The sequence below is a fragment of the Tateyamaria sp. LSS28 genome (genome assembly GCF_059611725.1).
In genome coordinates this window covers 319131-336677 of sequence record NZ_JCAPFI010000001.1, presented here as the reverse complement: position 1 = coordinate 336677, position 17547 = coordinate 319131, and the positions used below count along the sequence as shown (strand labels likewise).

The 17547-nt window shown below is 58.5% G+C and carries 16 protein-coding genes; 10 read left to right on the top strand and 6 right to left on the bottom strand.

What is annotated here, in order from left to right; translation table 11 throughout:
* Nucleotides 1–8: 8 nt before the first annotated feature.
* Genes AC53L6_RS01830 through AC53L6_RS01820 form a run of 3 tightly spaced genes read left to right on the top strand, consistent with a single transcriptional unit; the run spans nt 9 to nt 2889 of the window.
* A complete protein-coding gene (locus tag AC53L6_RS01830; protein ID WP_496906587.1) occupies nt 9–407 on the top strand; it encodes an ABC transporter permease in 399 nt (132 codons plus the stop codon).
* Nucleotides 407–1291: an ABC transporter permease gene (locus AC53L6_RS01825; RefSeq protein ID WP_299706224.1), complete on the top strand. Its 885-nt coding sequence runs from the start codon at nt 407–409 to the stop codon at nt 1289–1291. Before AC53L6_RS01830 ends, AC53L6_RS01825 begins: the two co-directional genes overlap by 1 nt.
* Entirely contained in the window at nt 1288–2889 is a 1602-nt protein-coding gene (locus tag AC53L6_RS01820; protein ID WP_496906586.1) for an ABC transporter ATP-binding protein, read from the top strand. The genes AC53L6_RS01825 and AC53L6_RS01820 overlap by 4 nt, the downstream gene beginning before the upstream one ends.
* A gap of 1 nt (nt 2890) precedes the next feature.
* Here AC53L6_RS01820 and AC53L6_RS01815 read toward each other — a convergent pair whose 3' ends face one another.
* Complete coding sequence (locus AC53L6_RS01815) at nt 2891–3961, bottom strand: alanine racemase (RefSeq protein ID WP_496906585.1); 1071 nt, start codon at nt 3959–3961, stop codon at nt 2891–2893.
* Nucleotides 3962–3972: 11 nt separating this feature from the next.
* Nucleotides 3973–5160 (bottom strand): aminotransferase class V-fold PLP-dependent enzyme, encoded by a 1188-nt coding sequence (locus tag AC53L6_RS01810; RefSeq protein WP_496906584.1) that lies wholly within the window; start codon nt 5158–5160, stop codon nt 3973–3975.
* 132 nt (nt 5161–5292) lie between these two features.
* On the opposite strand from AC53L6_RS01810, the gene AC53L6_RS01805 reads away from it, so the two are divergent.
* The 4 genes from AC53L6_RS01805 (at nt 5293) to AC53L6_RS01790 (ending at nt 8355) form a co-directional block, all read left to right on the top strand.
* The gene (locus AC53L6_RS01805; protein ID WP_299706236.1) at nt 5293–6345 is read left to right on the top strand and encodes an asparaginase; all 1053 of its coding nucleotides are present in this window, start codon (nt 5293–5295) and stop codon (nt 6343–6345) included.
* Between the two features lie 172 nt (nt 6346–6517).
* Nucleotides 6518–7219, top strand: a complete 702-nt coding sequence (locus tag AC53L6_RS01800; RefSeq protein WP_299773997.1) for an ATP-binding cassette domain-containing protein — start codon at nt 6518–6520, stop codon at nt 7217–7219.
* A 37-nt stretch (nt 7220–7256) separates the two neighbouring features.
* Complete coding sequence (locus AC53L6_RS01795; protein ID WP_299706242.1) at nt 7257–7457, top strand: P-loop NTPase family protein; 201 nt, start codon at nt 7257–7259, stop codon at nt 7455–7457.
* 223 nt (nt 7458–7680) lie between these two features.
* Nucleotides 7681–8355: a hypothetical protein gene (locus tag AC53L6_RS01790; RefSeq protein WP_496906583.1), complete on the top strand. Its 675-nt coding sequence runs from the start codon at nt 7681–7683 to the stop codon at nt 8353–8355.
* 399 nt (nt 8356–8754) lie between these two features.
* Here AC53L6_RS01790 and AC53L6_RS01785 read toward each other — a convergent pair whose 3' ends face one another.
* Entirely contained in the window at nt 8755–10065 is a 1311-nt protein-coding gene (locus tag AC53L6_RS01785; protein WP_299599993.1) for an ammonium transporter, read from the bottom strand.
* 27 nt (nt 10066–10092) lie between these two features.
* Nucleotides 10093–10431: a P-II family nitrogen regulator gene (locus AC53L6_RS01780; protein WP_299207794.1), complete on the bottom strand. Its 339-nt coding sequence runs from the start codon at nt 10429–10431 to the stop codon at nt 10093–10095.
* A gap of 252 nt (nt 10432–10683) precedes the next feature.
* On the opposite strand from AC53L6_RS01780, the gene AC53L6_RS01775 reads away from it, so the two are divergent.
* Nucleotides 10684–12843, top strand: a complete 2160-nt coding sequence (locus AC53L6_RS01775) for a transglycosylase domain-containing protein (RefSeq protein WP_496906582.1) — start codon at nt 10684–10686, stop codon at nt 12841–12843.
* Between the two features lie 88 nt (nt 12844–12931).
* On the opposite strand, the gene AC53L6_RS01770 is transcribed toward AC53L6_RS01775, so the two are convergent.
* Complete coding sequence (locus AC53L6_RS01770; RefSeq protein ID WP_299601109.1) at nt 12932–13522, bottom strand: MlaC/ttg2D family ABC transporter substrate-binding protein; 591 nt, start codon at nt 13520–13522, stop codon at nt 12932–12934.
* A gap of 7 nt (nt 13523–13529) precedes the next feature.
* Nucleotides 13530–14291 carry an MlaA family lipoprotein gene (locus AC53L6_RS01765; RefSeq protein ID WP_299599991.1) on the bottom strand — a complete coding sequence of 254 codons (762 nt, stop codon included), beginning with the start codon at nt 14289–14291 and terminating at the stop codon, nt 13530–13532.
* 164 nt (nt 14292–14455) lie between these two features.
* Here AC53L6_RS01765 and AC53L6_RS01760 point away from each other — a divergent pair, with 164 nt between their 5' ends.
* Entirely contained in the window at nt 14456–16192 is a 1737-nt protein-coding gene (locus AC53L6_RS01760) for a type I secretion system permease/ATPase (protein WP_299207786.1), read from the top strand.
* Entirely contained in the window at nt 16189–17490 is a 1302-nt protein-coding gene (locus AC53L6_RS01755) for an HlyD family type I secretion periplasmic adaptor subunit (RefSeq protein ID WP_496906581.1), read from the top strand. The genes AC53L6_RS01760 and AC53L6_RS01755 overlap by 4 nt, the downstream gene beginning before the upstream one ends.
* The last annotated feature ends 57 nt before the right edge of the window (nt 17491–17547 follow it).

Here is a 17547-nt window from a genome sequence, read left to right as displayed (position 1 = left end):
ACTTTGTTTTGCCGGCGATTGTTCTGGGCTTGTCCTCTGTCCCATCAATCATGCGTCTGACCCGTACCGGTCTTCTCGAGGTTATGGGAACAGACTATATCCGCGCCGCCCGCGCGAAGGGGTATCGAGGTGGCGCTTTGCTCCGCCGCCATGCGATGCGCAATGCCCTGCTGCCAGTTGTCAGTGTCCTGGCAGTCCAATTCGGCGAGAAGCTCGGTGGAGCGATCGTTACGGAGACCGTTTTTGCCATCAACGGCATTGGGCGGCTGGCTGTGGAAAGCGTGCTGATCGGGGATGTCCCCGTTGTCCAATCGCTACTGTTTCTGTTCGCGATGTTCTTTGTCTTCGCCAACCTTCTGGCCGACCTTCTGAACGCCTGGCTTGACCCACGCATCAGGTTGACCTGATGAGCACAGTCGACCTTGATCTCGAAGGAGAGCCACCGCTCCACGCAACGCTCCGCAGGATGCGACGTCACAAGGGCATCGTCTTTGGCGGCCTGGTGGTTGGGTTCTTCATCCTTTTGGCACTTTTCGCACCGCTTCTGACGCCTTACGACTATGCAACGCAGAACATCGCCAACCGGATGGTTCCGCCGGTCTGGGCCGGTGGGGACTGGGCGCATCCGTTTGGCACCGATCATCTGGGCCGCGATTATCTGACAAGGCTTCTTTACGGCACACGGATCTCCGTGATCGTCGGCATTGGCGCCTCGACCATCGGCTGCGTCATCGGGGTCGGTCTCGGGCTGGCGGCTGGCTACTGGGGTGGACGCGTGGACCGCGTTGTCAGCTTTCTTCTTGCCTGTCAGCTTGCCATGCCCACGATCCTTCTGGGTATGGCGCTGGTCTTCATCATCGGACCTTCGACACTTGTTGTGATCTGCGTCGTTGGGATTCTGCATTGGAACCTGTTTCTGGTCGTGACCCGTGCGGCGACCATGCGGGTGCGCGAGATGGAGTTCGTACAGGCGTCACGCGCCCTTGGCGCGTCGTCCACTTCGATCCTGGCCCGGGATGTTCTGCCCAACGTCATGCCCCATATCATCGTCATCTATACGTTCGAATTCGGCAAAGCGATCCTCGCAGAGGCAACGCTGAGCTTTCTTGGTGTGGGTATCCCTGCACCGACGCCATCCTGGGGCCTGATGATCGCCGAAGGGCGTAACGCGCTTTTCTTTCAGCCTTGGCTCGTAATCATTCCCGGCGGGGCACTGTTCCTTCTCGTCATCGCCGTGAACCTGATGGGGGATGGCCTGCGCGACGTCACAGCCCCGGAGGCGCGTCAATGAACCATCAAAGTCCTCTTACGCACCCGATTGCCAAGATCGAAAATCTGACAATCTCCCTGCCGACGCCCGGTGGCTTGCTGACTGCGGTCAAGGATTTGTCGCTTGCCCTGGGGCCTCGCGAAACTCTCGGGATCGTTGGAGAAAGCGGCTCAGGTAAATCAATGACAGCGCTTGCGCTGATGGGCCTGCTGCCGCCTGGCGCAATCGTTCAGGCGGATCGGATGTGCATCGGTGGCGCCGATATCCTGTCGATGTCCGACCGACAGCTCTCAGCCGACATTCGTGGCGCGAAAGCCGCGATGATCTTTCAGGAACCCATGACAACGCTTAACCCCGTCTACTCGATTGGGCGCCAACTGACTGAGACGATGACGGTGCATGGCGGCACGCATTCCGCCGCGCGGGAACGGGCGATAGAACTGCTAAATGCGGTTGGCCTGTCCAATCCTGAAGACCGCTTCAACCAGTATCCCCATCAGTTCTCGGGGGGGCAAAGGCAACGGATCCTGATCGCAATGGCGCTGATGAACAGCCCCGATCTGCTGATCGCTGATGAGCCGACGACCGCGTTGGACGTGACAATACAGGCCCAGATCCTCGATCTTCTGAAGGACCTGAGAGAGAAACTGGGGATCGCGGTCATCCTGATCACCCATGATTTCGGTGTTCTGGCAAATCATGCTGATCGTGTGATGGTCATGTTGAAAGGGGAGGTTGTCGAAACCGGACGAACGCGCACTGTGCTGGGTGATCCGCAGCATGACTACACAAAGCGTCTGATCGGTAGTCTGCCTAAAGCACATTCCCGACCACCGCGACCCTCGGGCAAAGTGCTGGTTGACGCCATGGGCCTCAGTCAGACCTATCACTTTCGCCGCGCGCTCTTTGCACCAACCCGCAAGATTGAAGCTGTCAAGGATGTGAGCTTCAAGCTTTGTGAAGGCGAAACACTTGCAGTTGTCGGTGAAAGCGGATCCGGAAAATCGACACTGGCGCGCATGGTTCTTGGGCTGGAGACCTCGACGCAGGGTCAGGTTTTTCTTGACGGAGAAGACATCTCACAGGTTCCCGAACCTGTCCGTGCCCGCCTGATCCAGCCGATTTTCCAAGATCCTTATGGCTCACTCAATCCGCGCATGTCGGTTAATCAGATCATTCGACGTCCCCTCGATATCCACGGCATCGGAACAAAGACCGAGCGCATCGCCCGCACTCGTGAAGTCATGGAACAAACCGGGCTGTCACCGCGGTTCTTTCACGCGTTCCCCAACCAGATGTCAGGCGGGCAACGCCAACGTGTGGCTATAGCACGTGCCTTGATCCTGCAGCCCCGCATCATCCTTTGCGACGAACCGACAAGTGCGTTGGATGTCAGCATTCAGGCCCAGATCCTGACCCTTCTTGAGGGGCTGAGAGATCAACTGAACCTGACGCTGCTTCTGATCACCCATGACCTTGGCGTCGTCCGGCAGATGGCGGACCGGGTGATCGTGATGCAGCAAGGTCAGATCGTCGAAGAAGGTGTGACAGCCGATCTTTTTGCAGCCCCGACGCAAGAATATACGCGGACACTTCTGGCGTCTGTGCCGAAGTTGTGACTCAGTCCCAGCCGTCGATACGTGGCCAGATGTGACCATCGGTCAGATAGTAACGTCCATATCCTCCAGCCGCGGTCAGACAGGCATGAACCGGCATCACACGCACCATGGATCCAATCGGTAGTTGATCATAAACGACCGGATCTCTCACCTTCACCGTGCCATGTTCCTGGTGGACGGTATCGATGCTCAAACCAAGCGGCTTCACCGTCTCAACATCACAAAGCCATCCGTAGCCCGCATTGGGCAGATGCTTCTGCGCGCCGATATCCTTCGACATCGCCAAGGCACCCGCATCGAGGGTCAGGACACCCGCCGCACGGTTATGCCCTATCACGCTGGCCAGCACAGTTAGTGCGATGTCATCAAACCTGCAAATGTTCCGGGCTGCCTGGGAAAGGTCATGGAACAGATAGATGCCAGCCCGCAGTTCGGTGATACCGTCCAGGTCATCGCCATGCAGGACGGTCGGTGTGGAGCCGATAGAGACAGTTCCAACTGTCAACCCGATCTGCGTTAGCCGGTTTGCCGCAAGTCGGGCGGCTTTCACTTCCCGAGCTGCGATGTCCTTCACAACCGCCAGTTCATCGGTTGCGTAGGACTGACCGGCATGGCTCATGATCCCCGCAAATTGTGCGTCAAGCTTCTGCGCGATGTGCTCCAGCTCGGGATCATTCGTTGGTAATCCACCACGATGCTCACCGCAATCGATCTCGATCAGGACCGGATTTGACAGATCACTCTGGGCGACGGCGGTCGCCATCTCAACGGAATCCACGACCACAGTCAGCGTCGGCCCGATCCGCTTCGCGCGGTCAAACTTGTTTGGCGCAATCCCAACGGCATAGAGAATGTCAGTAAACCCGGCTTGTGCAAAATGCTCTGCCTCAGCCAACGTAGAAACTGTGATTGTGGACATACGTCCGCCAGTGGCGAGCTTCGCCACATCAACTGATTTCGGTGTCTTCACATGAGGGCGCAACATGATCCCACGCGCGGCACAATGATCCAGCATACGTTTTGCGTTGATCCGCAAACGGTCGATATCGAGGATCAGCGCTGGCGTCTCCATCTCGTGGAATATCAAACTGATCTTACGATCTCCAACACGCGTGAGACATCTGTCATGTCATTGTAAAGGTGAAAGCCAAAGCGCAGCATACCGCGTCGGATGGTGAACTTCACATGTCCCTCGGTCAGCACCTCGGCAATCTGGTTCAAACGCGGATCGCCCGTTGTGTAAGTGTCGCCCGAACCCATCTCACCAATCATGACCAGATGGGATCTCCGGGCCGGGTCCTCCGCGGTCGCGACCTTTAGACCGGCATCCCGAAGCCCATCGCGCAAGGCGTCGGCTAGACCAAGAGCATGACGCTCGATGTTCGGCACACCGATCTGAAGAAGCTCACCAAGCGCGACGTCCGATACGGCAATTCCTGTCCAGTTGTAATTGCCTATCTCGAACCGTGTCGCATCGGGCGCATATTCGAAGTTGGCGCCCTCATACTCGCTCTCATGCCCATCGGCTTTGACGGAGTGCCGCGCCACGAAAGACGGCCGCAACCGGTCCAGCCAATCCTCCCGGACGTATAGAAAGCCAAGGCCCATCAGCCCCAACAGCCCCTTGGATGTCGATACCGCGACACCGTCCGCCATGACCTCATTGACGTCCAGCTCCAGAATACCGCAGCTCTGAACGGCATCGACCATGAAGAACGCATCCACCTTCCGCGCGGCTTGGCCGATTGCTGCCAGATCTGTCCTGAAACCGGGGGTGAAAGTCACCGACGCTGCCGTGACCAGACGGGTCTTTTCATCGATTGCCGCGATCATGCGTGCTGGATCGATATGACCATCCAAATGCGCGATCTCGCGCAGCTCCACACCTTTCGCACGCAGCGCCATCCACGCGTATATGTTGTTGCTGTGCTCCAGCTCTGGAGTAAGGACGACATTGTCACCGGCCTTCCACTCAATGGCTGTAGCAATGTGGTTGATCCCCTCCGAGACGTTCTTGAGGATCGCCACCTCATGCGGCCCATCCGCATGGATCAAACGCGCGAATTTCTCGCGACACCCAACCTTCATCGGCTGTCGCTCTTCTTTCGACATATCCGCAAGCCAGTGCCCTTCGATCATCCGTTCCGCAGCCTTCTTCGCTGCATCGGATATGATCCCTCGTGAGCCGATATTGAGATAGGTTTGGCGCTCGGCGGCAGGGAACATGGCGCGCCAGTCAGGTTGGATTGGATGGATCGGCGGTTGTGTCATGGCCACGATCATATTCAAAGCCAATACCGATGGAAGTCCTTGGCCCATGCCGTTTCGGCATGACAGAAGGCGTTTTATCTTTTCGCTTCGGCTCGCCATGTTCACTACGCTGACCGAAAGAATGGGGGTTCAATGAAAGACTTTGCAGAACTCGCGGAAATCTGGCGTGGTGGCGTCTTGGAAAGTCGTCATTGGGGCGTCGCGGCAGTCGCCAATACGCAAGGCGAGGTGATCGAGGGGTGGGGGGATGTCTCTACAGTCACCTATCCAAGGTCGTCCATGAAACCTTTTCAGGCCCTGCCCTTGATCGAGACTGGTGCTGCCGATGCTTACGGTTTGACGTCTCGGCATATCGCGCTGGCTTGCGCATCCCATCGCGGTGAACCGCATCACATCGGGATGGTAGAGGAGTGGCTTGGAACCCTTGACTACACGTCAGAGGCACTTGCCTGTGGGCCCGAGTACCCCAAGCATCTGGAAACCAAGCATACGATGATCGCAAACGGCGTCCAGCCAAGTTCAGTGCATCATAACTGCTCTGGCAAACACACAGGCTTTCTTAGCGTTTGCCGACATTGCGGCCATTCGGTTGAAGGCTATCAACACCTAGAGCATCCCACCCAGCAAGCCTACGCTGAAACCCTTGATCAGTTTGACGCTTCAGTGAAGGATTGGGGCGTCGATGGATGTACTTTGCCGACGCCAGCGTTGACAATCGGGGACGTCGCGCGGCTTGGCGCACGCTTCATGGTAAACAAAGGCCCGGAACGGCGCAGAAAGGCAACCAAGCGGTTGTTGGCTGCAATGCGAGAACACCCCGAATACGCCTCAGGCACAGCACACCCGATGGGTGAAGTGATAACGGCCACGAAAGGACAAGTCGTTTTCAAGGGCGGTGCCGAAGCCTTTCTTCTGGCCTTTCTCGAAGAGGATGGTCTCGCCGTTGCACTCAAGGTCGCCGACGGGAACTCCCGCGCTCGTCTTCCTGCTCTAGTCGCAATCCTAAATCAGCTAGGTGTTCTCGACAAAGATGCCACCGCATTGCTTGCCAGTCTTGGCCGCCCATCAATCTACGATTCCAGGGGTGGCGCAATTGGCCATATTCAAGCTGCGGATACCTTGAGCAAGGAAAGTGACACTACTGCTGCATGGCTTTCAGACCGAACCCTAGAGGGAAGAAGCTAACTGAAGTCCCTTATAGCTGACCTTTGTGCGCTCAGCAGCGAACTTCCGTTTTGCACCCTTGCTGCTTTTCGGTGTTTCGGCAAATTATTGAATAACATGGCAACACTGCTCAGGATTTTCAGTCCTTCAGAGCACCAAAAATCCACGAATGGCATGCAACCTCTATGCCTCAATGGCATTTATCCGAATGCACCCGTATCGCGCCATGAAATCGGCCGAGCTTGCATCTGCTGAAAGCGAACCTGCACGTGCGGAACGGGGTGTGGCGGAGGCTAACGCGCGTGCGCGACAGGCAGCAAAGCGCAAGGCCCGCACGGATCGGCAAGGCCAAAAAATGCGCACCACCGGCAGTCAGGCAAAGATCGTGCTTGATACCGCCAAAGAGCGTAGCGAGGTGTCTGGAGGTTCTGATGTGCGATTGCGCGCACGCCGAATGGACGCTGCCCAGAACGAGGTAAACGCTGCCCAAGAGGCGATAGTAGTTCTCCAACTTCTTGTCATTGCCATCCCCGAATCCGGTTTGGCCAAGGGCCGCGATGTTTTGCAGGTAGATAACCTGACTTTTGGCTATGGGAACGATCACCCTGTCTTGCGCGATGTCTCACTTAGTGTTCGTGGCCCCGAGCGCATTGCGATTGAGGGGTCAAACTGCTCCGGCAAATCAACGCTTCTAGGCTGCACTATGGGTGAGTTGACGGGCTGGACAGGGGATGTGGCCCTACATGTTCCAGCAGCGCGGTTGGACCAGGACATGAGCATGTTTGGTGACGATGAAACTTTCACCAAAGCTTTTGCGCGTCTGGACCCGGAGGCCAGCGAGAACGACAGACGAGCGGTGCTTGCGCATTTCCTGTTCCGGGGCAATGACGCCTAGCAAAAGATCGGCACGCTATGCGGAGGACAGCGTTTGCGTGCCGGTTTGGCCTTCACTCTATGCCACAGCCAGCAAAAAGCAGCTTCTGCTTCTGGATGAACCGAACAATCATCTTGATATCGAAGCTGTTGAGACGCTGGAGGCGGCGTTAAACGCCTACGACGGCGCACTTATCGTCGTCAGCCATGACGTGGACTTTTTGGAACGTATTGGAATCGAGCGGAGCTATTCACTTTGACGCTTCAGATCGAACTCTTCGAAGCCGCCATTCGCGGCATTGCAGAAAGTCGGTAAGGGGCTCAAAGCTGCCCTCCAAACCGGTTCCCCGAATTGTAACGCAGACATGCTGGCCCAAAGACACTTGGGCTGGACCTCGCGTGCTGTGCGCAGAAATCAGCCTGTGTCCAGCTGCGTCATCGCGCGGGCAGCCACACATTGGTCATTCCTGATACGAACCCACAATGCCTGCTCCGGACTCTCCCGATCAACTTCGCGCTGCACTGTCCCATGTCCGCTGGCTGGGCGGGGGCAGCGGCGCCGGTAAGACAGCCATCGCCAAGCGCTTGGCACAGACCCACGGCGCCCACCTTTATTCCAGCGACGACACCATGCAGGATCACGCCGCCCGTTGCCGGGCTGCGATATGCCCCCGTCTCGACGCATTCAAACGAATGAACATGGATGACCGTTGGGTGAACCGATCGCCCCGGGACATGCTGGACAGCTTTCACTGGTTCGCAGGCGAGGGCTTTGAGCTCATCGTGCAAGACCTGCTTGCTCTACCCCGGAACACGCCGGTGATTGCCGAGGGCTTCCGCCTCTTGCCTCGCCTGGTTGCGCCGCTGCTTTCTGACTGTCGCCACGCGCTGTGGTTCTTGCCGACACCGGCCTTCCGCCGTCAGGCCTTCGACGCGCGTGGCTCCACATGGGACATACCGAACCGGACGAGCGATCCGGAACGCGCCCTTGCCAACCTGCTGGCTCGGGATGCGATGTTTACGGATCGCGTTCAGGCGGAATGCCATCAGAGTGACCTCTTTGCCTTGGCGGTTGATGTGGTGTCATCCGAGGCCGATTTGATGCGACGTGTCGGCGAGCGGTTTTTTGGAAAGGGGGTACAATCATCCGACCTCTGACCTCGCCACCCGCTCGGGCCGCGGCATCGCGAAACTGGGTGTGAACAGGGCATGTGCCTGACCCGCAGCGACCCAGACAGGTCACTTAACCATTCAAAAGCGCCGCACAAATTTCAGGCGAAACCTGTTGCGTTAACTACGCCCCGCCCGTGCGCCGGGTCATTCTGTGCAGTTTCGGCCTCAAAATGCGCAGTTTCCAGATTCCACACCGAAATCCACCCAAATCGTGCGCTGCAAAACACGTAGTTTCAGCCTGAAAATGTGCAGTTTTGACGGGGCAAACGCCGACCGATGGGGGGCGCGCAACCTCGGTTAACGCCTCGTACGCACCCTTTACAAATGAAAAAGACCGGGCGCGAACGCCCGGTCAGTCGGTTCTCTAACTGAGAGGAAGGAGTCTCAGCCTTTCGAGAAATCCGGATAGGCTTCCATGCCCAGTTCCGACATGTCGAGACCGTTGATCTCTTCCTCTTCGCCGACACGGATGCCGATGACTGCCTTGAGGATGAACCACACGATCAGCGAAGCGACAAAGGTGAACACACCGTATGCGATGATGCCTAGCAGCTGCGTGCCAAGGTTCGCATCGCTGTTGTAGAAGACAACGGCGATGGTGCCCCAGATACCGGCAAACAGGTGAACCGGGATCGCACCAACCACGTCGTCGATCTTGAACTTGTCCAGAAGCGGCACGGTAAAGACCACAATCACACCACCGATGGCACCGATCCACAGCGCACCGAACAGGGTGGGTGCAAGCGGTTCTGCCGTGATGGACACAAGGCCCGCCAGCGCGCCGTTCAGCACCATGGTCAAGTCAGGCTTCTTGTACAGGACCTGCGTCAGGATCAGGGCAGTCACAGCACCGGCAGCGGCGGCCATATTTGTGTTGGCAAAGATGCGGGACACGTCCGACACGTCACCCACGGTGCCCATCGCCAGTTGCGAACCACCGTTGAAACCGAACCAACCCAGCCACAGGATGAACGTGCCCAGCGTGGCAAGGGCGAGGTTCGAACCGGGCATCGGATTGACCTTGCCGTCTTTGTACTTGCCCAGACGTGGACCCAGCACGATGGCGCCGGCCAGAGCGGCCCAGCCACCCACAGAGTGCACGACGGTCGAGCCGGCAAAGTCTTGGAAACCGGCGGCGTCAAGCCAACCAGCGCCCCATTTCCAGGAACCGGAAATCGGGTACATAAACCCTGTCAAAACAACGACAAAGATCAGGAAGGGCCACAATTTGATGCGTTCAGCCAAGACACCAGAGACGATGGACGCAGTGGCTGCGACAAACACCAGCTGGAAGAAGAAGTCGGAACCGACAGATGCATAATCCAGCGCGGCGTCCGCTGCCGCGACGCCCACGGGGTCAAGGACAGTCTGGCCGCCGATGGCGAAGTAGCCGTTGAACTCGCCAGGATACATCGTGTTGAAGCCGACGAGCCAGTACATGATGGCTGCAATCGAGAACAAGCCGATGTTCTTGGTCATCTGCATGGTCACGTTCTTGGAACGCACCAGACCGCCTTCAAGCATGGCAAAACCTGCCGCCATGAAGAAGACAAGGAAACCAGCCATGCAGAACAGCAGGGTGGTCATGATGTAGGGGCCGATTTCGTCAAAGCCCGGGGCGGCGTCCTGCGCCAGCGCCAACGTCGGCAGCGCGGTCAGCGCGGCACCGGCAATCAGAGATTTCGTAAGTTTCATTGTCCGTGTTCTTCCTATGGCTGGCGCTCAGATGGCGTCTTCGTTCGTTTCGCCGGTGCGAACGCGCACGGCCTGCTGGACGTCGAGAACAAAGATCTTGCCGTCCCCGATCTTGCCCGTCTGGGCGGTTTTGGTGATGGTCTCGACGATCTGGTCAGCCATGGCGGCGGCGACCACGATCTCGATCTTGACCTTGGGTACGAAGTTCACCGCGTATTCCGCGCCGCGATAGATTTCCGTGTGACCCGATTGCGAACCGAAGCCCTTGATTTCCGTAACCATCATGCCGCGCACACCGGCTTCGGTCAGCGCTTCGCGAACCTCTTCCAGCTTGAACGGCTTGATCGTAGCAATGATGAGTTTCACCACATGTCCCCTTTGATTGGCAGGTCGCCCTGCGATATGCGGGGAAGAGAGAGCATCGAGTGGACAGGGCAAAGATTTCGGCCGAGTAAAGCCTGCGCGCGGCGCCGTGTTGTGCATAAAAAATGCGCAATCTCTCGCAGATGCTTAAAAAATAGACGGTAAGGAATCCCGTACCTGCGCCATCAAGGGGCGTGGCAAAGCGATTGAAACGGGATACACTGCTGGAAACATAAGGCCGGGCAGGGGTCAAGCATGAGTGATTCAAGAAAGGGCAAACGCCCTTTGGTGGCTGATCGCCGCTATCCAAAAAAAGCGGCCAAGAAGCCCGCGCGTAAGGCGCCCGCCAAGCGCCGCAGGGCAGCGCCTAAGAAGCCTCAGCGCAACATCTTTGTCCGTTTGTTCCGCTGGATGATGCGATTGATCTGGTGGATCACCTGGCGTGTTGGGCTGACGGTCACAGCGGTCGTCGCCTTGGCCGTTGGCTATTTCTGGACCACGCTGCCGGATGTGAATGAACTGTTGGATGGGCGGGCACGTGGATCGGTCACATTGCTGGATCGCGAAGGCGACCGGTTTGCATGGCGCGGCGATCAATTCGGTGGGGCGGTCATGGCTGGCACCGTGGCGCCGGGCCTGAAGAATGCGGTGGTCGCCACCGAAGACAAGCGGTTCTACCGGCATTTCGGCGTCAGTCCGCGCGGCGTGGCCAGTGCTGTGCGCATTAACTTGCGCGAGGGGCGCGGCCCGCTGCAGGGCCACGGTGGTTCAACCATCACGCAGCAGACAGCCAAGTTGCTGTGCCTTGGCGTTGAATACGAGCCAAGCGAGTGGGAGTCCGAAGCCGCCTATGTCGCGGATTGCCGCCGCGGCTCGCTTCAGCGCAAGGCCAAGGAAGCCATCTATGCCATGGCGATGGAGGCGAAGTACTCCAAGGACGAGATTCTGTCGATCTATCTCAACCGCGCCTATATGGGCGGCGGCGCTTATGGGGCCGAAGCGGCTGCGCAGCGGTATTTTGGAAAGCCCGCAACTGATCTGAACCCGTCCGAAGGGGCGATGATTGCCGGGCTTTTGACTGCGCCCTCGCGCATGGCACCCACATCCAACCTGCAGCGCTCGCAAGAGCGGGCGGCAACCGTCCTGCGCTTGATGGGTGAACAAGGCTATCTGTCGGACGCCGAGGTTGCCAAGTGGCAACAGAACCCTGCAAACCTGTCGCCCGCAGCGCGGCGCAAGGCCGGCGGCTACTTTGCGGATTGGGTCATGTCGACCGGCCCGGAATTCTTCACCCGCAACACGACCGAAGACGTGATCATCCGCACTACGCTGGATCAACGCTTGCAAAGCGCTGCCGAAGACGCGCTGAAAGAGGTATTTGAAACCAAGGTGCGCGAAGGGTCCAAGGCTCAAGCTGCGATCGTGGTGATGAGCGCGGATGGAGCCGTGCGTGCCATGGTCGGTGGGCGTGAAACGCGGGTCGCAGGCGTTTTCAACCGCGCGATCCAGGCGCAACGGCAAACCGGATCGGCCTTCAAGCCGTTTGTCTATGCAGTGGCGCTGGAATTGGGATACTCCCCGCTCGATTTTGTGGATGATGACCCATTGACCCTCGATATCCCCGGATCGGGTCGCTGGTCCCCACGCAACTACACCAACACTTATTCAGGTCGCGTAACCTTGACCAAGGCTCTGGCGGAATCGCTGAACATCCCGGCGGTCAAAGTCTCTGAAAGCGTGGGCCGAGACCTCGTCCGTCGCGTCGCGCGCGACTTTGGTATCGATGGTAACATGGCCGATGGACCTGCTTTGGCCCTTGGCGCGTCGGAAAGCACGCTTCTGGACATGACCGGTGCCTATGCCGGCATTCTGAATGGCGGGTCCTCGGTGACACCCTACGGTCTGATCGACCTGCGCCTGCAGGGCGATGACGAGCCTTTGATGGGCACCGGCGGCGGCATCGGTGAACGTGTGATCCGGGAAGGGGCGGCGAGAGAGCTGATCTGGATGATGGAAAAGGTTGTTAGTGAAGGAACAGGCCAGCGCGCGCAGTTCGGTGCTCGTGAAATCGCGGGCAAGACGGGGACAACGCAAGCGGCACGAGATGCCTGGTTTGTCGGGTTCACAGCAGACTACGTTGCTGGTGTCTGGATGGGCTATGACGACAATACACCCCTGACCGGTGTAACCGGGGGCGGGTTGCCTGCCGAGATCTGGCGCGAAACGATGGTAAGAATACACGAAGGTGTGCCAGCTAGCCCCTTGCCGCTGCAAGTGCCGGAACGTGCAAAGCGGCAGGCCGCCCCTGCGCCTGCACCACAACCTGCCCCGCGACAACAGGAAGTGCCGCGCACGACCGAAGGTCTGATCGAGATGCTGGTGCGCGATATTCTGGGTGGTGGCCGGTCACGCTAAGACGATGAAGAAGCCTGAGGGCGGAAGTGAACAAAAAAAGGCCCCGCATGCAGCGGAGCCTGTACTTGGTTGTTCTGCTTGGAGCCTGCTAGCTTAGCTTGCTCAGATCCGAGATCATGGCGTCGATGTCGCCGCCATTGCGGTCAATCAGTGCGCCAATCTCGGTGCGCTCGGTCAACAGCAGGTTCACACCTTCGATGAACATGTTGAAGAACAGGTCGCGGCCGGATCTGTCCGATACGTGGAAGGTCACCGCAAACGGGGACTCGCCACGCAGAAAAGCCGTGGTTTCGACTTCGAACCAATTCTTGACCTGCCGCACGCCTCTGACTTCCAGGCGACCGCCGATGAATTCACGAAAGCGGCGGCCATATTTGCGCGAAATATAGCCCTGAAACGCCTTCGAAAATGCCCGTTTCTGCCCGTTGCTGGCGCGGCGGCCATCCACACCCATGGCGTAGGCCGCGATGTAGGATGTGTCGCTGTACTTGGCAAAGATGCGTTCAAAGTCGCGGAACATCGCATTCTCGCCTTTGCCTGAGGCGATGACGTTGTTGATGTCGCCGACAAGCGAATTGATCAGCCGCTCTGCACTGGCTTCGTTCAGGGCAAAGGCGGGCACGGCGGGAAGAACTGCGGCAGCGCTGGTCGCTGCGGCAATGAATTGGCGTCGATACATCATCATACTAAAAACCCTCTGTATCCAAGGCAAACGGATCAATCGCGGCTGCAGTTCCCGTATCGCCCAATTGAAAGCGGCGGTTCTGCAACCAGATCAGGCGTGCCTGCGCGTAGCTGTCAGCGCTTTCATATAGGATCGAATCGACCGTGTCTGAAAACCGGCCACGGCGGGATAGGCCAGAAGCCGCCGCCGCGACGGTGCCATAATACTGTTCAGGGCTTTCGACCATGTAGCTCAGGGGGTTGGTGAACAGGTCAACAACCTTGCCGGTCGTGTTGCGTGTAGTCGACGGACCAAGAAGGGGAAGCTCGATGTAAGCGCCTTCGCCCACGCCCCAGACATACAGCGTTTCGCCGAAGTCGGTGTCGTGCTGCGGAATTTGGAAGTCGCTTGCCACGTCAAACAGACCAAAGATGCCCAGAACCGAGTTGGTCAGGAACCGCACGGTCGAAATGCCAGCCCCACGGGCGTCACCCTGCAGCAGGCTGTTCACCACGACTGAAGGCTCGCCAAGATTCTTGGCAAAGTGGCTGATGCTGTCCTCGATTTCGTCTGGCAGCACGGTCGAGTAACCTACGGCTGCTGGACGCACCACGGCACGGTCAAGGCCACGGTTGAATGCGTGAACCCGGCGGTTTTGCGCCTCATACGGATCGAAGACGCCATCAGGTTGCGCGGGCCGTTGGTCCGACGTAGCACAGGCCGCCAGCGATCCGACGGCGATGAGAAGAAGGGCTGCGCGCCGAGCGCGACAAAAAAGAGACAATGCAAATCTCCGTTGGATATTCTTGGCATGTAATTAATGCAGTTATTCTAAATGCCCATAGCGCCACTTGGGTAACCTTGTACATGTGGCACTTGCGTGACAGGCAAAATACGCCATCGTGTCAAGAAAACAAAGTCGAGCAGTGAACAAGCGAAATGGTGCCGATGCAAAGTGAACTGACGAAAAGAGGACAGGCAGAGCTGTACGCGGCGCGCCGCAAGAGCAGGGGCCTATATTGGGCTGTCGGGCTGTTCAGCCTGTTTGCCAACCTTTTGATGCTGACCGGACCAATGTACATGCTGCAGGTCTATGACCGTGTGTTGGGCAGCAGAAGCGAAGAAACATTGATCGCTCTGTCGCTTCTGGTGGTCTTTCTGTACGGTGTGATGGGCATTCTCGACTTCACGCGCGGTCGGATCATGGCGCGGGTGGGGGCACGTTTTCAGAACGACCTGGATCGCAGGGTGTTCGATGCGGTGGTCCGCAAATCTGCTGTTGCGCCGGACTTACGCACGCAGACGGGCCTTGCAGACCTCGAAGGGGTTCAGCGATTTATCACGTCGCCCGTGTTGATGGCGTTTTTTGATTTGCCGTGGACGCCAATTTTCATCGGTGCAATTTTTATTTTCCATCCTGTCTTGGGTTTTTTGGCGCTGGGCGGTGGCGCCGTGTTGATTCTTATTGCGCTGGCCAACCAACTCTTGTCGCGTCTGCCGCAGTTGCGCGCCGGGCAGGCGGGGCAGGTGGCGGCTTCGATGTCGGACCAGCTTCGGATTGAAGCAGAGATGGTGCAGGCCATGGGCATGCGCGACTCGGCCTTTGACCGGTGGCAAAAGGCGCGCGGCGCTGCCCTTGATGAACAAATCAAGGCGACGGATATCGGAGGGGGCTTTACCTCGTTGACCAAGACGTTGCGTCTGTTTTTGCAAAGCGCGATGCTTGGGGTGGGGGCGTATCTGGTTCTCCAAAATGAAATGACGCCCGGTGCGATGATTGCGGGTTCCATCCTTTTGGGTCGGGCGCTCGCGCCTATCGAATTGATGCTGACCCAGTGGCCCGTTGTGCAACGCGCGATCAAGGGGTGGGGCGCACTGGCCGAGTTGCTGGGGGCAGTCGGCCCTGAACCAACACGAACCGAATTGCCAAAACCCAAGGCCCGACTTGTGGCCAAAAGCCTGACAGTGGTGCCACCCGGCGAAAAGTCTGCGGCCCTGCGCGGCCTCAATTTCGACCTGCCGCCGGGGCACGCCATGGGCGTGATTGGCCCGTCAGGGGCAGGCAAGTCCACGCTTGCCCGCTGTCTGACCGGCGTGTGGCGGCCCGCAGGCGGATCCATCCGCTTGGATGCTGCGGCGCTTGATCAATATGCGCCTGACGTTCTGGGCATGCATATCGGCTACCTGCCGCAGCGGGTTCAGTTGTTTGACGGCACGATTGCCGAAAACATCGCGCGGCTCTCGACGTCGCCCGATGATAAAAAAGTTGTGGCCGCCGCGCAAAAGGCGGACGCGCACGAGATGATCCTCGAACTGCCGGATGGCTACGATACACGGATCGACGCAGGCCAGCAGCGGCTTTCCGGCGGGCAGATACAGCGTATCGGCCTTGCACGGGCGTTATACGACGATCCGGTGATCCTTGTTCTGGATGAACCCAACTCCAACCTCGACAACGAGGGGACCATGGCGCTGAACCAGGCCATTCGCACGTCCAAGGCCGACGGCCGGTCCGTCATCATCATGGCACACAGGCCCGCCGCCATTCAGGAATGCGACCTGCTGCTGGTCATTGACGGCGGCGTGCGCACGGCCTTCGGGCCCAAGGACGAAGTGTTGAAATCCATGGTCAAGAACCACGAACAGATCCAGCGCGCGCCCGCGGGCGCAGGAGGGGTATCATGAGCAACAAACGCTGGTCTGCAACCAAGCCGCTGGTCATTGGCTTCTTTGGTCTGTTTGGTCTTTTGGGCGGTCTGGTTGCGTGGGCAACCCTGACGGAAATCGCAGGGGCTGTGATTGCGTCAGGCCGGATCGAAGTCGACCAGAACAGGCAGGTTATACAGCATTCGACCGGCGGCATCGTGTCCAAGATCGAAGTGAAAGAGGGCGACAGCGTCGAAGCGGGTGACCTGTTGGTTCAGCTAGACGTCAAACAGATGCGCTCCAGCCAGGCCATCGTCGAAGGGCAGCTGTACGAATTCATGGCCCGCCGCGGGCGGCTTGAAGCCGAACGGGACGACAAGGACGAGATCACGTTCGAGTCCAAGTTGCTGTCTGTCGCTGCAACTTGGCCAGACGTACAAGAATTGGTGACTGGGCAGGAAAACCTCTTCTACGCCCGGCGCGAGTCCATTGATAACCAATCCGAACAGCTCGCAGAACGCGCGGCGCAAACCCGTAATCAGATCAAGGGGATCGAGGCACAAGAGGTGTCGCTGGCCCGGCAACTTGACTTGATTGAACAGGAACTCGAGGCGCAGCAAATCCTGCTGGAGCGGGGGCTAGCACAGACCTCTGGCGTTCTGGCTTTGCAACGACAACAGGCCTCGCTTGAAGGGCAATTGGGTGAGCTTGCGGCGTCCAAAGCCCAATCCGAACAACGTATCACCGAGATCGAAATCGAAGTGCTGCGCCTAACGTCCGGGCGGCGCGAAGAGGCCATCACCCAATTGCGCGACCTGCGCACGCGCGAGTTGGAACTGATCGAACAGCGGCTGGCCTTGCTGACCGATATCGAACGGATGGAGATCCGCGCGCCTGTCTCAGGCATTGTCTACAATATGCGGGTGCAAACACCGCGCTCGGTCGTGCGGGCCGCCGATCCGGTCCTGTTCCTGATCCCGCAAGACCGCCCACTTGTCATCGCTGCACGGGTGGACCCGATTCACATCGACCAGATCGTGACGGGGCAGTCGGTGAATCTGCGGTTCTCAGCGCTCGACCAACGCACCACGCCTGAACTGGTGGGCGAGGTTGCGCTGGTATCTGCGGATGCGTTCGAGGACGAGAATGTCGGCGCCAGCTACTACCGGGCCGAAATCGTGCTGAGCCCTGGAGAGATCGACAAGCTGAAGGAGGGACAGGTGCTGGTCCCTGGGATGCCGGTCGAGGCGTTTATTCGCACCGCCGACCGGTCGCCGCTGGCCTACCTGATCAAGCCGATGGCGGACTACTTCAACCGCGCGTTCCGCGAATCCTGACATCGGGCCTTTTCACGGCAGCGCGGGCGGTCTAGCGTCCGCGCAAACCGATCAAAG

What these genes read in the sequence shown, in the direction of transcription:
- AC53L6_RS01805 (WP_299706236.1), top strand. Translation starts at nt 5,293, where the DNA reads ATGAAAGACTTTGCAGAACTCGCGGAAATCTGGCGTGGTGGCGTCTTG.
- AC53L6_RS01755 (WP_496906581.1), top strand. Translation starts at nt 16,189, where the DNA reads ATGAGCAACAAACGCTGGTCTGCAACCAAGCCGCTGGTCATTGGCTTC.
- AC53L6_RS01775 (WP_496906582.1), top strand. Translation starts at nt 10,684, where the DNA reads ATGAGTGATTCAAGAAAGGGCAAACGCCCTTTGGTGGCTGATCGCCGC.
- AC53L6_RS01770 (WP_299601109.1), bottom strand. Translation starts at nt 13,522, where the DNA reads ATGTATCGACGCCAATTCATTGCCGCAGCGACCAGCGCTGCCGCAGTT.
- AC53L6_RS01815 (WP_496906585.1), bottom strand. Translation starts at nt 3,961, where the DNA reads ATGGAGACGCCAGCGCTGATCCTCGATATCGACCGTTTGCGGATCAAC.
- AC53L6_RS01810 (WP_496906584.1), bottom strand. Translation starts at nt 5,160, where the DNA reads ATGACACAACCGCCGATCCATCCAATCCAACCTGACTGGCGCGCCATG.
- AC53L6_RS01785 (WP_299599993.1), bottom strand. Translation starts at nt 10,065, where the DNA reads ATGAAACTTACGAAATCTCTGATTGCCGGTGCCGCGCTGACCGCGCTG.
- AC53L6_RS01760 (WP_299207786.1), top strand. Translation starts at nt 14,456, where the DNA reads ATGCAAAGTGAACTGACGAAAAGAGGACAGGCAGAGCTGTACGCGGCG.
- AC53L6_RS01820 (WP_496906586.1), top strand. Translation starts at nt 1,288, where the DNA reads ATGAACCATCAAAGTCCTCTTACGCACCCGATTGCCAAGATCGAAAAT.
- AC53L6_RS01790 (WP_496906583.1), top strand. Translation starts at nt 7,681, where the DNA reads ATGCCTGCTCCGGACTCTCCCGATCAACTTCGCGCTGCACTGTCCCAT.
- AC53L6_RS01825 (WP_299706224.1), top strand. Translation starts at nt 407, where the DNA reads ATGAGCACAGTCGACCTTGATCTCGAAGGAGAGCCACCGCTCCACGCA.
- AC53L6_RS01800 (WP_299773997.1), top strand. Translation starts at nt 6,518, where the DNA reads ATGGCATTTATCCGAATGCACCCGTATCGCGCCATGAAATCGGCCGAG.